This window comes from Roseobacter sp. FCG-D35 (genome assembly GCF_033436665.1).
Lineage (GTDB): Bacteria > Pseudomonadota > Alphaproteobacteria > Rhodobacterales > Rhodobacteraceae > JAWQFO01.
In genome coordinates, this window is record NZ_JAWQFO010000003.1 from 401,497 (window position 1) to 424,286 (window position 22,790).

Below are 22,790 nucleotides of genomic sequence, written 5' to 3' on the forward strand. Positions count from 1 at the left end.
ATGCTGAGCGGAAGCTGCCTTTGCGGTGCGGTGCGCTGGCAGGCGGCGGGCGGTCTGCGCGGCAATTCCGCCTGCCATTGCGGCCAGTGCCGCAAGCAGTCGGGCCATCACTGGGCCTCTGTGAACGTCGCGCATGACGCATTCCGCAGCGACGGCGACGTCCGCTGGTACGAGGCCACTCCGTACGCAAGGCGCGGTTTCTGTCCCATCTGTGGCTCGTTCCTGTTCTGGCAGGGTGCGCGACAGGACGAGATCGGCGTGTCGCTGGGGTCGGTCGACGGCCCGACCGGGCTGAAGCTCGAGCGGCATATCTTCACCGCCTTCAAGGGCGACTACTACGAGATTTCGGACGACATACGGCAGGAGGCGCGAGAAGATGGGTGATTTCCCGACAACGGCCCGCGTGGTCATCATCGGCGGTGGCTTGGTGGGCGTCTCGTCGCTCTACCACCTCGCCAAGGCGGGCTGGACCGACTGCGTCCTGCTGGAAAAGAACGAGCTGACCGCCGGTTCGACCTGGCACGCGGCCGGCAACTGCCCGTCCTTCTCGACCTCCTGGGCGGTGATGAACATGCAGCGCTACTCGCTGGGCCTCTACAAGGGGCTCGCCGAAGAGGTCGACTACCCGATGAATTACCACGTCACCGGCTCGATCCGGCTGGCGCACGGCCCGAACCGCATGATGGAGTTCGAACGCGCGAAGTCGATGGGGCGCTACCAGGGGCTCGACCTCGAGGTGATCGGCCTCGACGACGTCAAGGACCGCTACCCGTTCATCGAACTTCACGATCTGGCGGGCGCGCTTTACGACCCCGACGACGGCGACATCGACCCGGCGCAGCTGACCCAGGCGCTGGCAAAGGGTGCGCGCGCGATGGGTGCGCGGATCGAACGCTTCTGCCCGGCCACCGGTGTCAGCCGCGAGAACGGCGAATGGATCGTGCACACCGACAAGGGCGACATTCACTGCGAGAAGGTGGTCAACGCCGCCGGCTACTATGCGCAGCGCGTCGGCGAGTGGTTCAAACCCTTCGGCGGACGCACCGTGCCGATGGCGGTGATGAGCCACCAGTATTTCCTGACCGAGGAGATCCCCGAACTGAAGGCCTGGACGCTGGAACAGGGCCACAAGGTGCCGCTTTTGCGCGACGTCGACAGCTCCTACTACCTGCGGCAGGACAAGTACGGTCTGAACCTCGGCCCCTACGAGCGCAACTGCAAGGCGCACTGGATCACGCCGGACGACCCGATGCCCGAGGATTTCTCGTTTCAGCTTTATCCCGACGACCTGGAACGGCTCGAATGGTACATCGAGGACGCGATGGCGCGGGTGCCGATGCTCGGCAGCGCCGGTGTGGGCCGGGTCATCAACGGCCCAATCCCCTATGCACCGGACGGCTTGCCGTTGGTCGGGCCGATGCCGGGCGTGCCGAATGCCTACGAGGCCTGCGTTTTCACCTTCGGGATCACGCAAGGCGGCGGTGCGGGCAAGGTGCTGGCCGAATGGGTGACCGAGGGCGAGACGGAATGGGACATGTGGGCCTGCGATCCGCGGCGCTACACCGACTACACCGATGCCGATCATTGCGTCGCCAAGGCCGTCGAGACCTACGGCCACGAATACGCGATGCATTTCCCGTGGCACACTTGGCCCGCCGGGCGCGACCGCAAACGCTCTCCGCTGCATGACAGGATGCTTGCGCAAGGCGCGGTGATGGGCGTCTACAACGGCTGGGAGCGCGCCAACTGGTTCGCGCAGCCGGGCGACGATACCTCCGAGGTGGCGACACAGACCTGGGATCGTGCCGGCCCCTGGCAGGAACGTATCCGCGAGGAATGCGAGGCGGTGCGCGACGGTTGCGGCGTGATCGCGATTTCCGGCTTTACCCGGCTCAAGGTCGAGGGGCCGGGCGCGCGGGACCATGTCGACAGTCTGACGGCCTCGCGCCTGCCGCCCGAGGGGCGGATCGGGCTGGTCTACTTTCCCGATAGCCGTGGGCGCATCCTGACCGAGATGTCCTGCCTCGTTCACGGCGACGGGGACGTGGGCCTGATCACCGCCGCCGCCGCGCAGTGGCACGATGCCGAGGTTCTGCGCCGCACTGCGCCCGAGGGTGTCACGGTGAGCGATCACAGCGCCGAGGTGGAATGCCTGCTGGTCACCGGCCCGAAGGCACGCGACGTCCTCGGGCCGTTGACGGATGCGGACCTGTCGCTGCCGTGGCTTTCGGTTCAGTACGACACGCACGTCGCCGGGAAACCCTGCGCCCTGATCCGCGTCTCCTTTGCCGGGGAACTCGGGTGGGAGCTGCATTGCGCCACCGAAGACGCACCGGCGATCTATGACGCCGTGCTCGGCGCGGGCGCAAAACCGTTCGGCATGTGGGCGCTGAACAGCCTGCGGATCGAAAAGGGCTACCGTTCCTGGAAAGGCGATCTGTCGACCGATTACACGCTGCTGCAAGGCGGGCTCGACCGGTTTCTCGATCTCGAGAAACCCGCCGACTTCCCCGGCAAGGCCGCCTTGCAAGCGGAGGGGCAGGGCGGGCCGTCGAAACGCTTTGTCGCCCTGCGGGTCGAGGCAGGCGACCAGGATGCGCCCTACATGTCGACGCTGTGGCACGGCGGCGAGGTCGTGGGCGAGACCACGTCCGGCGCTTGGGGCTACCGCGTCGGCCACTCGGTGGCGCTGGGCATGCTGCGCGCCGACCTGGCGACGCCGGGCACCGAACTCGAGGTCGACATCTTCGGCCGCAAGTGTCCGGCCGTGGTTCAGCCCGACGGCCCGATCTGGGACCCGAAGAACGAAAGGCTCAGGGCATGACCGAGATCGCCCTTCTCGACGGGTCCATCGGCCAGGAACTTGTGCATCGCAGCGGCGATGCCGCCACGCCGCTCTGGTCGACGCAGGTGATGATCGACCATCCGGACCTCGTGCGCGAGGTTCACGCCGCCTATTTCGACGCCGGTGCGACCATCGCCTCGACCAACACCTACGCGGTCTATGAAAGCCGGCTCGACCACGTCGGGCTCGGGGACCGCGTCGACGATCTTCTCGACGCCGCGCTCGATGCCGCCGATGCGGCGCGGGAGGCTGCGGGCGGCGGGCGCATCGCGGGTTGCATGGGGCCGCTTCTGGCGACCTACCGGCCGGATCTCATGCCCGACGCGGACGTCGCCGCGGCGCGGTTCGCGCGCATGGCCGCTCATCTCGCCCCGCGCTGCGATCTGCTGCTGATCGAAACCGTCTCGTCGATCCTCGAGGGCGAGGGTGCCCTTCGCGGCGGGACGGGCCACGGCGTGCCGGTCTGGATCGCCTTCACGGTCGAAGATCATGACGGCACACGGCTGCGGTCCGGAGAGCCGCTGTCCGAGGCGCAGGCTCTGATCGAGGCCCATCGCCCCGAAGCCGTCCTGCTGAACTGCTCGCGCCCAGAGGCCATCGGCGCAGGTCTGCCGATCATCGCGAAATCTGGCCTGCCGTTCGGCGGCTATGCCAACGGCTTCGTCGAGGTCGCCGAGGAATTCAAGAAGGACATGCCGACGGTGGATTCGCTTCAACATCGCGCCGACATGACGCCCGAACGCTACGCCGACCACGTCATGGGCTGGGTCGACCATGGGGCCACGATTGTCGGCGGCTGCTGCGAGATCGGACCCGCCCATATCGCCGAGATCGCCCGACGCCTCAGCGCGGGCGGCCACACCATCGTCTGAAAGCGCAAACCATGTCCGATCTTCCGCAACAGGCCCGCGTCGTCATCATCGGCGGTGGCGTCATCGGCTGTTCCGTCGCCTATCACCTCGCAAAACTCGGGTGGCGCGATATCGTGCTTCTGGAGCGCAAGCAGCTGACCTCCGGCACCACCTGGCATGCTGCCGGCCTGATCGCGCAGCTGCGCGCGACGGCCAACATGACCAAGCTCGCCAAGTACAGCCAGGAGCTCTACAGCAGCCTCGAGGCCGAAACCGGAGTCGCCACGGGGTTCAAGCGCGTGGGCTCGATCACCGTCGCCCTGACCGAGGAGCGGCGCGAGGAAATCTGGCGGCAGGCGGCGATGGCCCGCGCCTTCGGCGTCGCGGTCGAAGAGATCACGCGCGACGAGGTGCGCGAGAAGTACCCGCATCTCGACACGAGCGGCGTCACGGGCGGCGTCTTTCTCGAGAAGGACGGGCAGGGCGATCCCGCGAACATCGCGCTGGCGCTGGCCAAGGGTGCGCGCCAGAACGGGGCGCTGGTGGCAGAAGGTGTCAAGGTGACGGGTCTGTGCCGTGCCGGGCGGCGGATCACGGGCGTGGACTGGCAACGGGGCGAAGAGACCGGGCAGATCGCCGCCGAGATGGTCGTCAACTGCGGCGGCATGTGGGGGCACGAGATCGGGCGCATGGCCGGCGCCAACGTTCCGCTGCATGCCTGCGAACATTTCTACATCGTGACCGAGGCGATCCCGGGTCTTGGTCAGTTGCCGGTGCTGCGGGTGCCGGACGAATGCGCCTATTACAAGGAGGACGCGGGCAAGATGCTGCTCGGCGCCTTCGAGCCCAATGCCAAGCCCTGGGGCATGGACGGCATTCCGGAAAGCTTCGAGTTCGACCAGTTGCCCGAGGATTTCGACCATTTCGAACCGATCCTCGAACGCGCCGTGATGCGGATGCCGATGCTGGCCGAGGCGGGCATCCACACCTTCTTCAACGGTCCCGAAAGCTTCACGCCCGACGATGCCTACCACCTCGGTCGCGCGCCGGAGCTCGAAAACTTCTGGGTCGCCGCCGGGTTCAACTCGATCGGCATCCAGTCCGCGGGCGGCGCCGGCATGGCGCTGGCGCAATGGATGGAGGGCGGCGAAAAGCCCTTCGATCTCGGCGATGTCGATATCGCGCGCATGCAGCCCTTCCAGGGCAACCGGCGTTACCTGTTCGAGCGGTCAAAGGAAACGCTTGGGTTGCTTTACGCCGACCATTACCCCTACCGCCAGAAGGCCACCGCGCGCGGCATCCGGCGCTCGCCGGTCCACACCCAGCTTCTGGCGCACGGGGCGGTGATGGGGGAACTTGCGGGCTGGGAACGCGCGAACTGGTTCGCGTGTCCGGACCAGGTACCGGAATACGCCTATTCCTGGAAGCGGCAGAACTTCTTCGGCAACGTGGCCGAGGAGCTTGCGGCGGTGCGCGGCAACGTCGGGCTTTACGATATGTCGTCCTTCGGCAAGATCCGGGTCGAGGGGCGCGATGCCTGTGCCTTCCTGAACCACCTCTGCGGCAACGAGATGGACGTGGAGGCGGGCCGCATCGTCTACACGCAATTCCTGAACGAACTCGGCGGGATCGAGGCCGACGTCACCGTGACGCGCCTGTCGGAAACCGCCTATCTCGTCGTCACCCCGGCCGCGACCCGGCTGGCCGACGAGACCTGGATGCGGCGGCATGTCGGCGCGCACAACGTGGTGCTGACCGACGTGACCGCGGGCGAAGGCGTGCTGGCGCTTATGGGGCCGCGGTCGCGGGCGTTGCTGCAGACCGTATCACCGAACGATTTCTCCAACGCGGCGAACCCGTTCGGGACGATGCAGGAGATCGAGATCGGCATGGGCCTCGCCCGGGCGCACCGTGTCAGCTATGTCGGCGAGCTTGGCTGGGAGATCTATGTCAGCGCCGACACGGCGGCCCATGTCTTCGAGGCGCTGGCCGAGGCCGGGGCCGGGATGGGTCTGAAGCTCTGCGGGCTGCACATGATGGATTGCGGACGCATCGAGAAGGGGTTCCGGCATTTCGGTCATGACATCACCTGCGAGGACCACGTGCTCGAGGCCGGGCTGGGCTTCGCGGTGAAGACCGGAAAGCCCGCCTTCATCGGGCGGGACGCGGTGCTGGCGAAGAAAGAGGCGGGGCTCGACCGTCGCCTGGTCCAGTTCCGCCTGACCGATCCCGAGCCGCTGCTCTATCACAACGAACCGGTGCTGCGCGACGGCGAGATCGTCGGTTTTCTGACTTCCGGGGCCTACGGGCACACCCTGGGCGGTGCCGTGGGACTCGGCTACGTGCCGTGCCGCGGCGAAAGCGCCGGCGACGTGCTGGCCTCGCGTTACGAGATCGACGTCGCCGGGGTGCGGGTTGCGGCGGAGGCATCCTTGAAGCCGATGTACGACCGGGGAGCGGAGCGGGTGCGGGCCTGAGCCCCGCGCTGCGGGTTGCAAAGCCCGTCGCCATCTGGGAACGAGAGGCATGGATACGGACTATGCCCCGCCACAGGACCCACTGGTCGTGCTGCACGAGGACGCCGAGGTGCTGGTCGTCGACAAGCCCTCGGGCCTTTTGTCGGTGCCGGGCAAGGGCGCGCATCTTTCAGACTGCCTGCTGGCCCGCGTACAGGCGGCCTTTCCCGACGCGCTGCTGGTGCATCGGCTCGACCGGGACACCTCGGGCGTGATGATCTTCGCACTGACGCCTCATGCGCAGCGGCATCTCGGGCTGCAGTTCGAGAAACGCATGACCAGGAAGACCTACGTGGCGCGGGTCTGGGGCGTGCCGGAGGAGAAGACCGGCACCGTCGACCTGCCTCTGATCGTCGACTGGCCGAACCGGCCCTTGCAGAAGGTCGACTTCGAACAGGGGCGTCCGGCGCGGACCGACTGGCGGCTGCTGAAGACCGAAGGCGGGACCGCGCGTCTGCGCCTGATGCCGCTGACCGGGCGCAGTCACCAGCTGCGCGTGCACATGCGGGAGATCGGCCATCCGATCCTCGGCGATCCGTTCTATTCCGAAGGTCCCGCGCGCGACTTCCCGCGGTTGATGCTGCATTCCGAGGAATTGCGCTTCAAGCATCCGCAGGGCGGACGGTCCATGAAGCTGCGCGCTCCGGCACCGTTCTGACCGCCGCGCCGCCGGCATATGCGCCGGCGGGTTTCATGCCTCCGGCGGGGATATTTCCGAACCAGAGATGGAGCGTGGCGCGCGGTCTGCGTCGATGCTGCTTTGGGCTTGACGTGATACCTTTTGGTATCGTATATGATTGGATACCAAAAGGTATCATATAGGAGGCGATGCATGGACAACCCACAGCCCGTATTCCGCGCGCTGGCCGATACGACGCGGCGCGACATCCTCGTGATGCTGCGCGGACGGGAGATGACGATCGCCGAGGTGGCGGAGAACTTCGACATCACCCGGGCGGCGATCAAGAAGCATCTGACCGTGCTTTCGGACGGCGGGCTGATCACCGTCGAGGCGCGCGGCCGCGAACGCCTGAACCGGCTGAACGCCGAAGCGATGGCGCCGGTGCAGGACTGGCTGCGGTTCTTCGACGCCTTCTGGGACGACCGGCTGGCGGCTCTCAAGACAGCAATCGAAAAGGACAAGACATGACGACGACACTGACCCGCGCCGTGCTGCGCAAGACGATCATCCTCAAGGCCACGAAGCCGGAGGTCTGGGCGTTCCTGACCGAGCCCGAGAGGCTTGCGCAATGGTTCCACGCGCCGAAATCGCCGCTGAGGGCGGGCGAGGCGCTTGCGCTCTACGGTGCCGACAGTGGCGACCGGCTGATCTGGGGAGAGGTGCGCGCGGCGCGGCCGCATGACTATCTCGAATACACTTTCACCGTGGGAATGATGCCCGACGCGGTCAGCCTGGTGAAATGGACGCTGGAGGAGGTCGACGGCGGCACGCAACTGTCGCTGGTCCACGAGAACCTGCCGCAGGGAAGCGAGGGCTTTGAGCTGACGCGGAACCTCGACAAGGGCTGGGACGGGCATTTCGCCCAGCTGCGCGACGCGGTCCACGGCTGACGCCGCATGTGACTTCGCCCGACCGGATCGGGTGACGTGCCCGGGGCTCTTGCCGCCCCGGGCGCGGACACGCGGGTGCCTGACGCCGGGGTGAAAACGCTGGAAATCGCAGGGATTTCCCGGCATGGTTGCCAGGACGGCGGCGATTTCCATCGCATGTGCGAAGCACGTTTACGGAGGTTGTCCGCGGCAACAGGTCATGCTGGGGGCGGCAGATGAACAAGATCCAGCCCGGGCTGGCGCGGGATGACACGACCCGGAAGGCGCCGGGGACCCGGCGCACCAAGCTGGTCACCGTGCACGGCACCGGGGCCGGCGACACGACGGCGACCGGGGACCGCTGGTGGCAGCACGGCAGCAGGTTCGGAGAGGAGATGAAGCGCCGGCTCGATCTCGAGGCGGAGGCAATCGACCTCGAACCCTACCAGTGGACCGAAGGACCCAACAGCGAGCTGCAACGCCGCGCGGCGGGCAAAGGGCTTTTGGAACGCATCCTCTGCTACGAGGACGAAGGCGTCGACTATTACCTCGTCGGCCACAGCCACGGCGGCTCGGTGATCTACAGCGCCCTGATCCAGGCGGAGAGGAAAGGGCGCGAGTTGCGTCATCTCAAGCAGTGGGTCACCGTCGGTACGCCCTTCCTGAACTACCGGCCCAATCCCTACATCTTCCAGCGTCTCACCAGCATGGGCCTCACGATCTTCGCAAGCGGCATCATGGCGCTGGCGATCTCGGCCACCTACCGGGCGATGAAGAACCGCAGCGGCTGGCTGCCGGAAGAGGCGGTCGTGCTCGAGGCGCTGTCGACGGCGCTGGTGCTCTATGGTTTCGTGTCGATCATCGCGCTTTTCCTGATCGAACGGCGCCACAGGACATGGTTCACGCGAAAGCAGAAGCAGCGGGTCGAAGAGAAATACGGCAAGCGGTGGCTCGGCCTGTGGCACATCGAGGACGAGGCGATCAGCGCGCTTTACAACGTGCGCAACGTGTCGGTGCCCATCGTGCCCTCGACCTTCCTGCAGCCCGTGGTGGCCGCGGTCCAGCTGCTCGTGGTGTTCGGCGTTGGTATCTACCTGATCCAGGACACGCTGACCGGCAAGGAGGGTGGCAGCATGCTTCTGTGGGCGGCGAAGACGATGACGGTCACCGAGGCGGATCTGAGTCCGGGGACCGAGATTACGGTCTACATGATCCTGCTGATGCTGCTGGCGCTCGTGGTGTTCTACTACGCGATCCGGCTCGCCAACTGGCTGATGAAGAAAACGTTCCGCGCCATCGGCGTGCCGCTGTCGTGGCTCTTGAACCGGGTGCTCTGGGCCTCGATGCGCGAACGTGCCTGGGGCGACGACATCGTGCAGGAGGCCGTCAGCCGGGTCGAACCCAGCCCGCCGGAGTTCAAGCGCTCATTCGATCCGCTGCCTGAAATCGTGGCACGCCCGCTGCGCGAACACAGCGACGGGCATGCCATCACCACGCTGAACAAGGTGCGACTGATTCTCGGCATGTCGCGCGACGCGCCGCCCTCGGCGGACTTGCGCGGCGAGCTCTCCGAGAGCCTGAAGTGGAAGGAACTGATTCACACCTCCTATTTCGACGTGCCGGAATTCGTCGACCTTCTGGCCATCGGAATGCACCGGGCGGGCCTGGCACAGGAACGCGGCAGCTATGCTTCGCCGCCGGAGAAGCTGGACCAGATGCGGGCGTGGCTGGATCGCGAGCCGGTCAGCGAGGAGAAGGTGCCGGAACCGACATCGTGAATTGCTTGTGGGCTAGCTGATTTCGAAGCCGGTATCGCGGCGTCCATGAATGCGCGAAATGTCAGTTCAGATGCTCTTTCAGGAACCGATCGAGTTCGGCATGGTGCTCTGCGACTTCAGGTGCGGGACAGGCCGTCAGGTAATCGGCATGTGACAGCCCTTCGTAGAAATGTAGGTCCGCAATGACGCCCGCCCGGCGCAGCTTGCGATGAACGAGCGCCGTGTCGCTGAGAAGCATGTCACGCGTACCGGTGATGAGATAAGCCGGAGGAAAACCGGTGAAGTCGCCGAAGATCGGCGACACCCGAGGGTCTTTGATGTCCATATCGCCGACACAAAGTTCGACGCCCCCGGCGCCGTAGCCCGACCACGAGACCAGCATTCGGTCCACGCCTTCGTTCAGGAACTTGGTGTCGTTCACTTCGGAAAGATCGGCGGCAGGTGTTCCGACCATCAGCGCCCCCGGCAATGCAATTCCCCTCTCCTTCAGGGGCAACGTGGCCGCCAGTGTCAGGTTGGCCCCGGCCGAGGTGCCGCCAAGCGCCATCGAGTCCGACGAGTGATCGGACACCAGTGCCTGCCAGACGGCGACGACATCTTCGATCGTGGCGGGCGCCGGATGATCGGGCGGCATGCGGTAGTCGATGGAAACGACGCGCATCTTGAGGAAATGTGCAATCAACAGACCTTCGCTTGTCGCGGCAAGACCGGAGTTCTTGACGAAAGCTCCGCCGTGAACGTGAACAAAGAGCCGCTCCCGATACTCCGGGGCGATCTCCGGAGGCGTCAGTCGGTAGACGGTGACCCCCGCGACCTCATCTTCGGCGACATCGATATGTGCGACCTCGCTGACTTTCGAGACAAGCGCTGCTCCTGTGGCGTCGCTTTCCGCCGCGAACGCCCTCCATTCTTCAAGGGTCTCCGGGCGCCTCGCAATGGCTGCGTCAACGTCGGGCTGCGGCGTGTTTTCGAGGATCGCGCGGAGTTCCGGACTGACATGTGCCGGCGGCGGCAACTCGCGTTCCCCTAACTTCCAGGGGCTGCTTTCTTCCGCCCAGCTTAGCGACGCAAAAGACATAGGGGAAATGGCAAGAACCAATGCAGGTGCTCTTATTGTGCGTCTCCCTTTCCACGATGGAATCTAGGCGACATCTGCATCTTTTCGAAGCCGAATGAGCCCGTTTAATGACAAAGCAACCGTCCGGATCATCGCCCCTACCCTCCGAACCTTGCATCAAGAACCTGCGGAAACGCACGCAGCCCCGGCGTTGGCCGGGGCTGCGGAACGTGTCGAATATGTCACCGGCTTTGCAGCCCGGGCGGCGGCGATTACTCGGCCGCCCAGCCTGTCACGGCCTTGACCTCGAGGAATTCCTCGAGCCCGTAAAGGCCGCCCTCGCGTCCGTTGCCGGACTGCTTGTAGCCGCCGAAGGGCGAGCCCTTGGCAAGGCCCTGACCGTTGGTCTGCACCATGCCCGAGCGCAGGCGACGCGCGACACGACGGCGTTTGTCCTCGTCCTGGGACTGGATGTAGTTGGTCAGACCGTAGGGCGTGTCATTGGCGATGGCGATGGCGTCCTCTTCGCTGTCGAAGGGGATGATCGACAGGACCGGGCCGAAGATCTCTTCCTGCGCGATGGTCATGTCGTTGCTTACGTCGGCAAAGACCGTCGGCTTGACGTAGTAGCCGCGGTTCAGACCATCCGGACGCCCGAGTCCGCCGGCGACGAGACGCGCCTCGCCCATGCCGGTTTCGATCAGCGCCTGGATCTTGTCGTACTGGGTCTGGCTGACCACCGGGCCGATATGACGGCCTTCCTCGGAGGCCGGTCCGACCGCCATCTTCTCGGCGGTTGCGGCGGCTTCCTCGACGGCGGCGTCGTAGCGCGCGCGCTGGACCAGCATCCGGGTCGGCGCATTGCAGGACTGGCCGGAATTGTTGAAGCACGACAGCGCGCCGCGCTTGACCGCCTTTTCATCGGCATCCTCGAAGATGATGTTGGCACCCTTGCCGCCCAACTCGAGGCTCACGCGCTTGAGGCTGTCGGCGGCGGCCTTCGAGATCGCGATACCGGCGCGGGTCGAGCCGGTGAAGCTGACCATGTCCACATCCGGGTGCGACGACAGCTGCGAGCCGACGCCCGCACCGTCGCCGTTGACGAGGTTGAAGACCCCGGCCGGAACGCCCGCCTCGTCGAGGATCTCGGCATAAAGCATCGAGGACAGCGGCGCGATCTCGGACGGTTTCAGGACCATGGTGCAGCCGGCGGCCAGTGCAGCACCTGTCTTCAGCACGACCTGGTTCATTGGCCAGTTCCACGGCGTGATGAGGGCGCAAACGCCGATCGGCTCGCGGATGCTGCGCTCGGTCGCGGTGTAGTCGGATTCGAACTCGAAGTCGCGGAACGCCTCGATGAAGCCCTCGAGGTGCCAGCTGCCCGCCGTCACCTGCTGTTGACGCGCCATGTCGATCGGCGCGCCCATCTCGAGCGAGATCGCCTTGGCCATGTCCTCGGCACGGGCGTTGTAAACGTCGAGGATCTTTTCCAGCAGCGCGAGCCGCTCTTCCTTGGAGGTCCGCGAAAAGCTGTCAAAAGCCTTGCGCGCGGCGGCGACGGCGGCATCGGTATCCGCCGTGTCGCCCAGCGAGATGACCGCGCAGGTCTCTTCGGTCGAAGGGTCGATCACTTCGAAGTCGTTGGCCTTCGCCGGGGCGACCCACTGGCCGCCGATGTAGAAGTCACGTTTTTCCAGCATGGATCACACTCCTTGTTTTTTTTGGCCTCGGGGGCCGATTCGGCGGCACTCTGTCACCGCGCATAGGCCGGGGCAAGAGAGGGGATGAAAGACCGGGCGTTAAGGTGTAATCAGGGCCGGAAAAGACCGGCAACACATGAGAGGAGTACACCATGGGTTTGCGCATCAACGACACCGTTCCGGACTTCAGCGCCGAGACCGACGAGGGTCCGATCAGCTTTCACGACTGGATCGGCGACAGCTGGGCGATCCTGTTCTCGCACCCGAAGGATTTCACGCCGGTGTGCACCACCGAGTTCGGCGCGGTCGCGCAACTTTCGGACGAATGGAAGAAGCGCGGCACCAAGGTGATCGGCGTCTCCGTCGACGGGGTCGAGGACCACAAGAAGTGGAAGGCCGACATCGAGAAGGTCGGCGGCGTCGCACCCGATTTCCCGATCATCGGGGACGCGGGGCTGGAAGTGTCGAAGGCCTTCGACATGCTGCCCGCGGATGCCTACCTGCCCGACGGGCGCACGCCCGCCGACAGCGCCACGGTGCGCTCGGTTTTCATCATCGGGCCAGACAAGCAACTCAAGCTCTCGATGACCTATCCGATGACGGTGGGGCGCAACTTCGCCGAGGTGCTGCGTGCGCTCGACGGGCTGCAGATGTCGATCGGCAAGGGCGTCGCGACGCCGGCCAACTGGGTGCCCGGCGGCGACGTGATCATTCCGGTCGCTGTGTCGGACGAGGACGCCAAGACCAAGTTCGGCGAGTTCGAGACCGTCCTGCCCTACCTGCGCACCACCAAGGCTCCGGCCTGAGCGTTGCGCGCGCGCTCGGACCGGCCCTGGCGGCGAAAGCTGGTCAAGCACGGCTTCCAGGTGCTCGGCGGCAAGGCGCGCGCGCACGGTCAGGACGTCTGGCCGTTCCTGAAACTGACCAAGCCCCGGGGCGACGTCCCGGGCCGCATCGTCTGGAAGGGCGAGGAGGCGGGAAAGCTTTTGCCCTGGGCAGCGGCGCGCGAATTTCTTGCGGGCCGGCCCGTTCTGATCTGCGGCTCGGGGCCGTCGGTCCGGCAGGCGGATGTCACGCGCTGGGCCGATGGTCCCGCGATACTTCTCAACGGGGCGCTGAGCCTTGCGCCGCGCTTCGGCACCGTGCGCATCGGGGCGATCGAGGACGAACGCTTTGTCTGGCGTCACGTTGACATGATCGGCGATGAAGCGGAGCGGATCGAATTGTGGCTGCTGTCGCCCTCGGTCATCCGTGCCCTGCTGAGCTTCGATGCCGGCTGGGCCGAGGGACGGCGCATCTTCCTGATCGATGACATCGTCAAGCCTCTGAACGGCACGCGCCGCGCGCTACAGGACCCCGAAATTGCCGCCTGTTTCGAAGGTCAGGAGCGTCCAATGGTCTCGCTGCATCCCGAGACCGGCGTCGTTCCGGCCGGCACGGTGGCATTCTCGGCGGCGCAGATCGCGCTGGCCGCCGACCCCCGGAGCATCGGATTTCTCGGGGTCGACCTGACCTCGGCCAATGCGCCGCGCTTCTACGAGACCGCAGAGGCGCGCGCCAAGTCCGGGATCGTCGGGGCGCTCGCCCGCATCCTCGAACATTTCGAAGCCTTTGCCGAGGTGGCCGCCGCACGGAATGTGTCGCTGCGCTGTCACTCGGCGAGCTCCGCGCTGCTCGATCTCGGCATTCCCGAAGACCGGGAGCTTGCCGCGTGACCACGGGCTTCCGGCAGCCGGCGTATCTGGCAAACGGAGAAACCTTCTGCGACACCGCGATGCGGTCGCTCCTGTGTGACGGTCAGGCGCCGCGATCGGTGTCCATCGGCGCGCTGTCGCCGAGCATCGGGCGGCAGTCGCTTGCCGACGCCCGCGCGAACGGCAATGAGGGCGGACTCAAGACGCTGATCAAAGCGGCGCGACACGCCGGGTTCGCGGAAAGGCTGCGCACCGAGGGCGTGGACCTGCTCTACGTCTGGCGCGGGCTGGGGGGCCGGGACGAACTCGGCGCGATGGCCGCGCGTGCGGCCGGGATTCCGCTGGTCTTTTTCGAAGGCGGTCCGATGCCGGGCTGGGTGCAGATCGACATGCAGGGCGTCAACGCGCGCAGCTCGATACCGCGCGACGCCGCCTTTTTCCGGTGCTGGCGCAAGGACGGGCGGCATCCCCGAATCGACTGGCGCAGCCTGCGCGACACGCTCACGGTGCGGACGCCAAGGCGCAAGCTCGTCGGCCAGGAGCGGCGCGCCGACTGGTCCGGAGAGGGGCCGTTCCTGTTCTGCCCGTTCCAGATGAACGCGCCCGGCGATCCGCTGCCGGACGGCGGCTGGGTGGCCGATGCTGGCGATTTCGTCGCCGTCCTGGCGCAGGCGGCCGAGGCACTGCCACGAGACTGGCATCTGCGGCTGAAACCGCATCCGAACGCGCGCGGGACGCTCGAACCACTGGTCGCGCGGCATCGCGGCGCGCGCCTTGTCATCGACAAGGACACAAACTCGCTCGACCAGCTGGCGGCCTCGCGCGGGGTGATCACCATCAATTCCGCTATGGGGCTCGAGGCGTTCTTCTACGACAAGCCGGTGATCGTGCTGGGTGCGAGCTACTACAGCGGGATTGGCCGCACGCAGACGGCCGGCACGGTTGCCGAACTCTCGGCGCTTCTGAAGAATCCCGCGGCGCTCGATTTCGACGCGGAGGCGCGTGACGACCTGATGAATTTCCTGTTCAACGACTATTTCGTCCGGGACGAAGACCTGCGGTCGCACCGCTTCGACCTCTCGCGCCTGCTGGACCGGCATGTGCGCCATGCTGCACTGACCCGGGAGGTGACCGATGGCTGACCCGACGCGCATCGTCTTTCTGACCGATGCCGGCTTTCTGAAGCCGACACTGGTCGCCATGGCCTCGCTGCTCGATGCCGCCAAAGCACCGGTCGAGGTGCACTTCACCAGCTGGAAGCTTGACCCGCGGGACCGCGACGCTGCGCGGCGCGTCGCCGGACACTGGCCGCAGCACAGGCTCGAGGTCCACGTTCTCGACGAGGGCTGGCTGCGGGATGCGCAATCGCCCAAGAAGACGATTCCGCCGAACGCGCTGGGCAAGCTGCTCCTGCCACGCCTGATCGGCGAGCGTTTCCTTTATGTCGACGGCGACATCCTCGTGCGGCGCGATCTGTCGCCGCTGATGCGGCTCGACCTCGGAGAGAACCTTCTGGCCGGTGTGCCGGACTACGTGGTGTCGCGCTGGGCCGCCGAGGGCCGCCAGGACCGCCTGGACGGTCTGGGGCGCGTCATGGGAGAGGTCCCGCCGGGGCGTTACGTCAACTCCGGCGTGCTGCTCTTCGACAGCCCACGCATCGTTGCGGATGACGCCTTGATGGCCGAGATGGCCGACATGCAGGCCGCGCGCGGGTTTTCCACGGTGGACCAGGACCGGATCAACCAGATCTTCGCCGGGCGCATCGCGGCGCTCGATCCGGCGTGGAATGCGAGCTGGGGGCGCGTTAAGCCCCATCGGACCTGGATCGAACGGGCAGGAGTGGAGACGCTGGCGAAGACCGACGGCGGGCCTGCAATCCTGCATTACCACGGGCCGGGCAAACCCTGGCACTTCCCGACCCCGAAGATCCTCGGGAAAGGCGCGCGCTCGGTTCTGTCCTACCGCGTGTTTCTCGCCAAGTTCCGCAAACAGTTCCCCGACCTCGTTCCCTGAGCGCTCAGATCGGCAATTCGGTCGTCGATTTCAGTTCCTTGAGGACAAAGCTCGAATGCACCTCACGCACATGCGCGCTGCGCAGAAGTACCTGCGACATGAACGTCTCGTAGGCTTCGACGTCGGCAACACGGATCTTGAGCTGGTAGTCGGCACCGCCCGAGGTCACCAGGCATTCGACGATCTCCGGATGACCGTCGATCAGCCGCGCGAATGCCGCGACGGTCTGCTCGGCGTGGTTCGTCAGCGAGATCGAAGCGAGAACCGTCAGTTTGCACCCGGCGCGCCCGGGGTCAAGCAAGGCGACACGCCCCCGGATCAGGCCGGAGGCCTCGAAGTCCTGCAGCCGGCGCCAGACGGTGCTTTGGGCCATCCCGCAGCGTTCGGTCAGTTGTGCAAGCGACAGCGAGGCGTCGCGCTGGATCTCGCGCAGCAGGCGGCGCTCGGCGTCGGAGATGTCCATGGTTCGGCCTGTCGTGATCTGGTCCACAAGACGTCACCTTCCTGACGGTCATTGTAAAGGTCCGCCCGGAGGCGTCCGGGCGGCGCGGAGCGTCAGATATCGCTGCGCGGAATGCGCAGGACCTGGCCGGGAAAGATCAGGTTCGGATCGCTCAGGATGTGCTGGTTGGCTTCGAAGATGGGCTGGAAGTCGGTGTTGCCGTACTGGTCCCGCGCGATCTTGGTCAGCGTGTCGCCGGATCGCACCGTGTAGGGCTGCCAGCCGGAATAGCCCGGCAGGATGCGCGGCCCGAAGAGCACCGGAATCACCACCGACGGCCCGTTCTCGTTGCCGGTGTCGTCTGCAAGGGTCACAAACAGGCGGTTGAGCCGGAAGCTGTTGGTCTCGGGGATTTCGATTGACCCCTGGAACTGGCGCAGGCCCAGCGATCCGACCTGGATGAAGGACTCGAATTCGTCATGTCCTTCAGAGACCCGGACGGTCAGGGAGCCTTCGAAGGCGACGGCGTTCCCGGCGATGAGGATCTCGGACCCGACGAGATCGAGCGGCTGCGGCTGCTGAATATCAAGCGTGACGGACACGGCAATTTCCCTTTCGATCAAAGATATTGGACCTGCAATGTCCGGATCATACACGAAAAACGCGAATCGCGGTATCCGGGTCTTTCGAGTGCCGGAGGGATCGATTCTGAACATCCGGCGGAAAGCCGGAAAAAAGAAAGCCCCGGCGCGGGCCGGGGCTTTCAGGTCAGATCGAAGGCGCTCGGATCACTCCGCGGCTTCTTCCTTCTTGATCTCTTCGCCGGTCTCTTGGTCGACGACCTTCATCGACAGGCGCACCTTGCCGCGATCGTCGAAGCCGAGCAGCTTGACCTTCACTTCCTGGCCCTCTTTCAGGACGTCGGAGGGATGGTTCAGGCGGCGGTTCTCGATCTGGCTGACGTGCACGAGGCCGTCGCGCTTGCCGAAGAAGTTCACAAAGGCACCGAAGTCGACGATCTTGACCACCGTCCCGGTGTAGACCTTGCCTTCCTCCGGCTCGGCCACGATCGAGTAGATCATGTCATGCGCCTTCTGGATCGCCTCGGCGTTCGGCGAAGCGATCTTGATCACGCCGTCGTCGTTGATGTCGACCTTGGCACCGGAGACTTCCACGATCTCGCGGATCACCTTGCCGCCCGAGCCGATCACTTCGCGGATCTTGTCGGTGGGCACGGTCATCGTCTCGATGCGCGGAGCATGGACCGAGAACTCGTTGGCACCGGTCAGCGCCTTGCCCATCTCTCCGAGGATGTGCATCCGGCCGTCCTTGGCCTGGGCCAGGGCCTTCTCCATGATCTCGGGCGTGATGCCCGCGACCTTGATGTCCATCTGCAGCGAGGTGATGCCGTTCTCGGTACCGGCGACCTTGAAGTCCATGTCGCCGAGGTGATCCTCGTCACCGAGGATGTCCGAAAGGATCGCGTAGGAGCCGTCCTCTTCGAGGATCAGGCCCATCGCCACGCCGGCCACCGCGGATTTCAGCGGAACGCCCGCGTCCATCATGGACAGAGAGCCGCCACAGACCGAGGCCATCGAGGACGAACCGTTCGATTCGGTGATCTCGGAAACAACGCGGATCGTGTAGGGGAAGTCCGTCGCCGCCGGCAGAACCGCCTGCAGTGCGCGCCATGCCAGCTTGCCGTGGCCGATCTCGCGGCGGCCCGGAGGTCCGACGCGCCCTGCTTCACCGACCGAGTAGGGCGGGAAGTTGTAGTGCAGCAGGAAGTTGGACTTGAAGTTGCCGTGCAGCGCGTCGATGAACTGCTCGTCGTCGCCGGTGCCGAGCGTGGTGACCACGAGGCCCTGCGTCTCGCCGCGGGTGAACAGCGCCGATCCGTGCGTGCGCGGCAGCAGTCCGGTTTCACAGACGATCGAACGGATGTCGGTCGTCGAGCGCCCGTCGATCCGCTTGCCGGTCTTGACCACGTCACCGCGCAGAATGCCGGCTTCGAGTTTCTTCATCGCCGATCCGAGGTTCGGATCTTCGGCCTGCTCTTCGCTCAGCGCGCCCACGATCGCCTCGCGGGCCGCGGCCACCGCTGCGGTGCGCTCCTGCTTGTCGGTGATCGCGAAGGCGTCGCGCATCTGCGCCTCGCCCGCCGCCTTGATGGAGTCATAAAGCTTCGAGTAGTCCGCCGGCTGGAAGTCGAACGGCTCCTTGGCGGCTTCTTCGGCGAGGCTGATGATCAGGTCGATCACCGGCTGGATCTGCTCGTGCGCGAACTTCACCGCGCCCAGCATCTCGGCTTCCGACAGCTCGTAGGCTTCGGATTCGACCATCATGACGGCTTCCTTGGTGCCGGCCACGACGAGGTCGAGACGCTGCTCGGGGTTCAGGCGCAGGTCCTGCATGTCGTCGACGGTCGGGTTCAGCACGTATTCGCCGTCCTCGAAGCCGACGCGGCAGCCGGCGATCGGGCCCATGAAGGGCGCGCCCGAGATCGTCAGGGCCGCCGAGGCCGCGATCATCGCCACGATGTCGGGATCGTTGACGAGGTCATGGCTGAGCACGGTGCACATCACCAGCACTTCGTTCTTGAAGCCCGGAACGAACAGCGGGCGGATCGGACGGTCGATCAGGCGCGCGGTCAGCGTCTCCTTCTCGGTCGGACGCGCCTCGCGCTTGAAGAAGCCGCCCGGCACCTTGCCGGCGGCATAGTATTTTTCCTGGTAGTGAACGGTCAGCGGAAAGAAGTCCTGACCGGGTTTCGGCGCCTTGGCGAAGGTCACGTTCGCCATCACGGAGGTTTCGCCGACCGTGGCAATCACCGACCCGTCCGCCTGACGGGCCACCTTGCCGGTTTCCAGTGTGAGCGTTTCTTCGCCCCACTGCATCGATTTCGTCGTTACGTTGAACATCTACGTTTCCTGTGTAGGCCCCTCGGGCCATTGCATAGGGGGCGAATTCCCCCTGACTCCGGTATCTTCTTTGTCGGGCGCTGGAGTCCGGGCGCCGGCTTTCAGATTGTGCGGCTATAAAGGAGAATTGCCGCAATGGAAAGGGAGCGCGACTGCCCCGCTGCGGCCCTTGGGGCGATGTGCCGGAAGCGGGCAGACCGACGCGTTCGCCGATGGGCCAATGCCACCCGGACTGGCCGCCGGACGCCAGCCGCCGCGATACCGTTGATGGCCTGAAACGATCTTCGGCGCACGACCGCGCCGCGCTGCCCCTCGCGTTCGCGGCCGACAGCCGGGCAGGGCGCGGATTTCCCTGTTCCGAAAAAGAAAAACGCCCGCAGAAACTGCAGGCGTTCGTATCATGACCGGTGCTCCCGGTTCAGCGGCGCAGGCCGAGACGCTTGATCAGGTCCTGGTAGCGCGCTTCGTCCTTGCCCTTCACGTAGTCGAGCAGTTTGCGGCGCGTGGCGACCATCTTCAGAAGGCCACGGCGGCCGTGGTTGTCCTTCTTGTGGGTCTTGAAGTGCTCGGTCAGCGTCGCGATGCGCGAGCTCAGGATGGCCACCTGGACTTCCGGCGAACCGGTGTCGCCTTCCTTGGTGGCGTATTCCTTCATCAGGCGGGTCTTTTCTTCCGCGGTGATCGACATCGGTATCTCCTTTCGGGTCTGGGGTGTCGGCGCCGGCCGGGATGTCGTCCAGCACGGGCCCGTTCAATCTCCTCGGCAAAGCCTCTTCGCCGGGAGATGCGCGCGTATAGGAGGATTCTCCGCCGATGGCAAACCCTCTTTGCCTTGCCCGCCGCATGCGTGCGGCGGGCAGCCCGGTTACCGTGTCGCGGCCACTTCTGGGCGCCAGCTCTGCGGCTCCAGGTCGTACCGCAGATAGAGCGGATGGCGCGGGTGACCTTTCCGGGTCAGCCCGAGATGGTGCATCGCGTAGCCCGCCGCCCCGAGCCGCGCAGCGACCTCGGCTCCGCGCGCGCGATGCGCCCCGTGCACGCCCCAGGCGACGATCAGCAAATCGGCCCAGTCGGCACAGGCCAGGATCGCGGCGTCATTCCCGGGTCCGACCGGCGCCTGCGCGCGGCGCAGATCGGCCGGATCGGTCGCACGCCAGGCGAAGAGGTTGCAGGCCCGGAAGGCGCCGAATCCCATCCGCACGGCCCGGCGCTGGCAGCGTTCGATGGTCGGATCGTTCTGCGCCTCGGTCGCGGTCGAAGGGTTCAGCATCACGAAGCCCACCCGCGTGCCACCGTCGGCCCAGACCCGGGTGAGGTCATAGCGGTAGGACCCGCAATCGGAATAGGTGGCGCTCGACGCGACGCCGTCCGCCGCGTGCCGACGCAGGACCGTCCCCGGTTCAGCCACCAGTGTTGAAGACCCGGCTGGGGTGCAACTCGCCCGCCTTGTAGCGCCCGACGGCCACGGCGCGCCCGTCGAAGGCCGCCCAGCATTCCTCGCCATAGTCGATCCCCTGCGCCAGTACCATGCCGGGATTGCCGTTGCGCAGCCGCGCTGCCCCCTCGGCGGTGGCCGCCACCTCCGGCAGATCCGCCAGCCCGGTTTCCAGCGGCAGCACGAAGTCGTGAAGCCCGGGCGTGCGCGCCATCTCCTCGATCCGCGCAAGGCTCAACCCGTCCTCGACGTCGAAGGGGCCCGACCAGGTCCGACGCAGCTCGGTCACATGGCCATGGCAGCCCAGAGCCGCGCCGAGATCGCGGGCGATCGAGCGCACATAGCCGCCCTTGCCGCAAACCATCTCGAGCACCGCGTGATCGGCGTCCGGCCGGTCGATCAGCAGCAGCGATTCGACGAAGAGCGGGCGCGCCGCCAGCGCCATCTCCTCGCCCGACCGCGCGCGCTTGTAGGCGCGCTCACCGTCGATCTTTACCGCCGAGAACTGCGGCGGCACCTGCTCGATATCCCCGACAAACGCGCCGAGCGCCTGCTTGATCGCCTCGTCATCCGGACGCAGGTCACGTGTCGCGATGATCTCGCCTTCGGCGTCGTCGGTATTGGTCGCCGCTCCCAGCCTCACGGTGAAGACGTATGCCTTCAGCGCATCGGTGATGAAAGGCACGGTTTTCGTCGCCTCGCCAAGCGCGATCGCCAGCACGCCGGTCGCCTCCGGGTCGAGCGTACCGGCATGGCCCGCCTTGTTGGCGTCGAGCGCCCAGCGCACCTTGTTGACCACCGCCGTCGACGTCGGGCCGGCAGGCTTGTCGACCACCAGCCAGCCGGATATGTCGCGTCCCTTGCGCCTGCGTGCCATGTCCTCGGCCTCTCCTTGACTGATCGGGCGCGCCCCTTAGCGCACCCGCACCGGTTTGCCCAGCCCCGGATCTTCTCTGGTTTCAAAATATCCCCGCCGGAGGCGGAAAGTCAGGATCCGGCGGGTGCGACCAGACCGACGATCGGGCCGAGACTGAAGCCGAAATCGCTGCGCCCCAACCCTGGCGCATGCAGCCGCGAGACGTTGCCGTCGAAATAGAGCGCCTGCGGCAGCCCCAGGTGATCGCGGAAGAACGAGCCGAACTGGTGAAAGTTCACCGGCGCCTCGGACAGCACGAAGACCGCGCGCGACCCGTCGGAGGTGGTGCCGACGCCGTTGCGCACGTAGACCGAGCTGCCGTCCTTCAGGAACCGCGGGTGCAGCTCGCCGTCGATCACAAGCATCGGTCCGGATTGCGAGGCGTACCGGCAGTCGGGGCGGCGGGCGGCAAAGCGCGACGTCTCCATGACGTCGGCGCGGCCTTCGCGCAGGCAGAAGACGCCATTGGGCACCAGCCCGAAATTGCCGGGGCTCGCGCCTTCGACCAGACCGCGGATCTCGCGCCCGTCCTCGACGTAAAGCCCGACCGGCGCGCGATCCTCGTGGAACATGCCCGCATTCATGCCGAAGACGAGCCGGGTGTTTTCCTCCGCAAGCGCCCGGTCGACAGCCGAGAAATGCCCGAAGGGCGCGCCGCTCTCGTCGTAGAGAAACAGCCGCAGGTCCGCCTGCGCCACGTCGACTTCGCAAAGCGTGTAGTCGACGCCCCGGAAATTCTCGCTCCGGCATGGTGTTCCGTCCTGCGCCACCGCGCAGGAGGCCAGCGCAGCCAGCGCCAGCGCGCCGATGCGCCCCAGCCGTCTCATTCCGTGCCGGTATCGCGCCGCACGGCGTCTTGGGACAGCATCGCGCGGGTCTCGTCCATCCGGTCGAAGGTCTCGTCGATCTGGAAGCGCAGGTCGGGCGCGAATTTCAGCGCCAGGCGCTTCGACACCATGCGCCGCAGCTCGCCCTTGTTGCGCGCCAGCAGCTTGAGCACATCGTCGCGACCTTGTCCGCCGAGCGGCAGCACGAAGGCCGTCGCCACGCGCAGGTCGGGGGGGGGGGGCC

At 66.1% G+C, this 22,790-nt stretch carries 22 protein-coding genes; 12 read left to right on the forward strand and 10 right to left on the reverse strand.

All coding sequences use genetic code 11. The features are described from left to right. The 8 genes from R5H30_RS10255 to R5H30_RS10290 all read left to right on the forward strand — a co-directional run bounded on the left by R5H30_RS10255 (nucleotide 1) and on the right by R5H30_RS10290 (nucleotide 9,541). Complete coding sequence (locus tag R5H30_RS10255) at nucleotides 1-384, forward strand: GFA family protein (protein ID WP_318328192.1); 384 nt, start codon at nucleotides 1-3, stop codon at nucleotides 382-384. After that, nucleotides 377-2,824, forward strand: a complete 2,448-nt coding sequence (locus tag R5H30_RS10260) for a GcvT family protein (RefSeq protein ID WP_318328193.1) — start codon at nucleotides 377-379, stop codon at nucleotides 2,822-2,824. Before R5H30_RS10255 ends, R5H30_RS10260 begins: the two co-directional genes overlap by 8 nt. Next, on the forward strand, nucleotides 2,821-3,717 hold the full coding sequence (locus tag R5H30_RS10265; protein ID WP_318328194.1) for a homocysteine S-methyltransferase family protein: 897 nt from the start codon (nucleotides 2,821-2,823) through the stop codon (nucleotides 3,715-3,717). Before R5H30_RS10260 ends, R5H30_RS10265 begins: the two co-directional genes overlap by 4 nt. 11 nt (nucleotides 3,718-3,728) lie before the next feature. Next, nucleotides 3,729-6,173: a GcvT family protein gene (locus R5H30_RS10270; protein ID WP_318328195.1), complete on the forward strand. Its 2,445-nt coding sequence runs from the start codon at nucleotides 3,729-3,731 to the stop codon at nucleotides 6,171-6,173. Nucleotides 6,174-6,222: 49 nt separating this feature from the next. Then, entirely contained in the window at nucleotides 6,223-6,870 is a 648-nt protein-coding gene (locus tag R5H30_RS10275) for an RluA family pseudouridine synthase (RefSeq protein ID WP_318328196.1), read from the forward strand. A 174-nt stretch (nucleotides 6,871-7,044) separates the two neighbouring features. After that, the gene (locus R5H30_RS10280; protein ID WP_318328197.1) at nucleotides 7,045-7,362 is read left to right on the forward strand and encodes an ArsR/SmtB family transcription factor; all 318 of its coding nucleotides are present in this window, start codon (nucleotides 7,045-7,047) and stop codon (nucleotides 7,360-7,362) included. Beyond that, the gene (locus tag R5H30_RS10285; protein WP_318328198.1) at nucleotides 7,359-7,784 is read left to right on the forward strand and encodes an SRPBCC family protein; all 426 of its coding nucleotides are present in this window, start codon (nucleotides 7,359-7,361) and stop codon (nucleotides 7,782-7,784) included. The genes R5H30_RS10280 and R5H30_RS10285 overlap by 4 nt, the downstream gene beginning before the upstream one ends. Nucleotides 7,785-7,999: 215 nt before the next feature. Then, entirely contained in the window at nucleotides 8,000-9,541 is a 1,542-nt protein-coding gene (locus tag R5H30_RS10290) for a hypothetical protein (RefSeq protein WP_318328199.1), read from the forward strand. 61 nt (nucleotides 9,542-9,602) lie between these two features. On the opposite strand, the gene R5H30_RS10295 is transcribed toward R5H30_RS10290, so the two are convergent. Continuing rightward, nucleotides 9,603-10,640: an alpha/beta hydrolase fold domain-containing protein gene (locus tag R5H30_RS10295; RefSeq protein WP_318328200.1), complete on the reverse strand. Its 1,038-nt coding sequence runs from the start codon at nucleotides 10,638-10,640 to the stop codon at nucleotides 9,603-9,605. A 230-nt stretch (nucleotides 10,641-10,870) separates the two neighbouring features. Then, a complete protein-coding gene (locus R5H30_RS10300; RefSeq protein WP_318328201.1) occupies nucleotides 10,871-12,298 on the reverse strand; it encodes an aldehyde dehydrogenase family protein in 1,428 nt (475 codons plus the stop codon). A gap of 152 nt (nucleotides 12,299-12,450) precedes the next feature. Here R5H30_RS10300 and R5H30_RS10305 point away from each other — a divergent pair, with 152 nt between their 5' ends. Genes R5H30_RS10305 through R5H30_RS10320 form a run of 4 tightly spaced genes read left to right on the forward strand, consistent with a single transcriptional unit; the run spans nucleotide 12,451 to nucleotide 16,005 of the window. Next, entirely contained in the window at nucleotides 12,451-13,104 is a 654-nt protein-coding gene (locus R5H30_RS10305; protein WP_318328202.1) for a peroxiredoxin, read from the forward strand. Nucleotides 13,105-13,107: 3 nt separating this feature from the next. Further along, a complete protein-coding gene (locus R5H30_RS10310) occupies nucleotides 13,108-14,013 on the forward strand; it encodes a glycosyl transferase (protein ID WP_318328203.1) in 906 nt (301 codons plus the stop codon). Beyond that, a complete protein-coding gene (locus tag R5H30_RS10315; protein ID WP_318328204.1) occupies nucleotides 14,010-15,134 on the forward strand; it encodes a capsular polysaccharide export protein, LipB/KpsS family in 1,125 nt (374 codons plus the stop codon). The genes R5H30_RS10310 and R5H30_RS10315 overlap by 4 nt, the downstream gene beginning before the upstream one ends. After that, entirely contained in the window at nucleotides 15,127-16,005 is an 879-nt protein-coding gene (locus R5H30_RS10320; RefSeq protein ID WP_318328205.1) for a glycosyltransferase family 8 protein, read from the forward strand. Before R5H30_RS10315 ends, R5H30_RS10320 begins: the two co-directional genes overlap by 8 nt. Nucleotides 16,006-16,009: 4 nt before the next feature. On the opposite strand, the gene R5H30_RS10325 is transcribed toward R5H30_RS10320, so the two are convergent. The 8 genes from R5H30_RS10325 to R5H30_RS10360 form a co-directional block, all read right to left on the reverse strand. Continuing rightward, the gene (locus tag R5H30_RS10325) at nucleotides 16,010-16,468 is read right to left on the reverse strand and encodes an Lrp/AsnC family transcriptional regulator (protein WP_318328206.1); all 459 of its coding nucleotides are present in this window, start codon (nucleotides 16,466-16,468) and stop codon (nucleotides 16,010-16,012) included. A gap of 92 nt (nucleotides 16,469-16,560) precedes the next feature. Then, on the reverse strand, nucleotides 16,561-17,049 hold the full coding sequence (locus R5H30_RS10330) for a LysM peptidoglycan-binding domain-containing protein (protein WP_318328207.1): 489 nt from the start codon (nucleotides 17,047-17,049) through the stop codon (nucleotides 16,561-16,563). Between the two features lie 186 nt (nucleotides 17,050-17,235). Then, the gene (gene pnp / locus R5H30_RS10335; RefSeq protein ID WP_318328208.1) at nucleotides 17,236-19,368 is read right to left on the reverse strand and encodes a polyribonucleotide nucleotidyltransferase; all 2,133 of its coding nucleotides are present in this window, start codon (nucleotides 19,366-19,368) and stop codon (nucleotides 17,236-17,238) included. A gap of 418 nt (nucleotides 19,369-19,786) precedes the next feature. After that, nucleotides 19,787-20,056 carry a 30S ribosomal protein S15 gene (gene rpsO, locus R5H30_RS10340; RefSeq protein WP_318328209.1) on the reverse strand — a complete coding sequence of 90 codons (270 nt, stop codon included), beginning with the start codon at nucleotides 20,054-20,056 and terminating at the stop codon, nucleotides 19,787-19,789. A 177-nt stretch (nucleotides 20,057-20,233) separates the two neighbouring features. Further along, the gene (locus R5H30_RS10345) at nucleotides 20,234-20,776 is read right to left on the reverse strand and encodes a DUF1643 domain-containing protein (protein WP_318328210.1); all 543 of its coding nucleotides are present in this window, start codon (nucleotides 20,774-20,776) and stop codon (nucleotides 20,234-20,236) included. Further along, nucleotides 20,769-21,680, reverse strand: a complete 912-nt coding sequence (gene truB / locus R5H30_RS10350) for a tRNA pseudouridine(55) synthase TruB (protein ID WP_318328211.1) — start codon at nucleotides 21,678-21,680, stop codon at nucleotides 20,769-20,771. Before truB ends, R5H30_RS10345 begins: the two co-directional genes overlap by 8 nt. 110 nt (nucleotides 21,681-21,790) lie before the next feature. Then, complete coding sequence (locus R5H30_RS10355) at nucleotides 21,791-22,546, reverse strand: phosphodiester glycosidase family protein (RefSeq protein WP_318328212.1); 756 nt, start codon at nucleotides 22,544-22,546, stop codon at nucleotides 21,791-21,793. Beyond that, the coding region (locus R5H30_RS10360) for a ribosome-binding factor A (protein ID WP_318328213.1) at nucleotides 22,543-22,790 on the reverse strand (248 nt) is incomplete at its 5' end. The genes R5H30_RS10360 and R5H30_RS10355, both read right to left, overlap by 4 nt.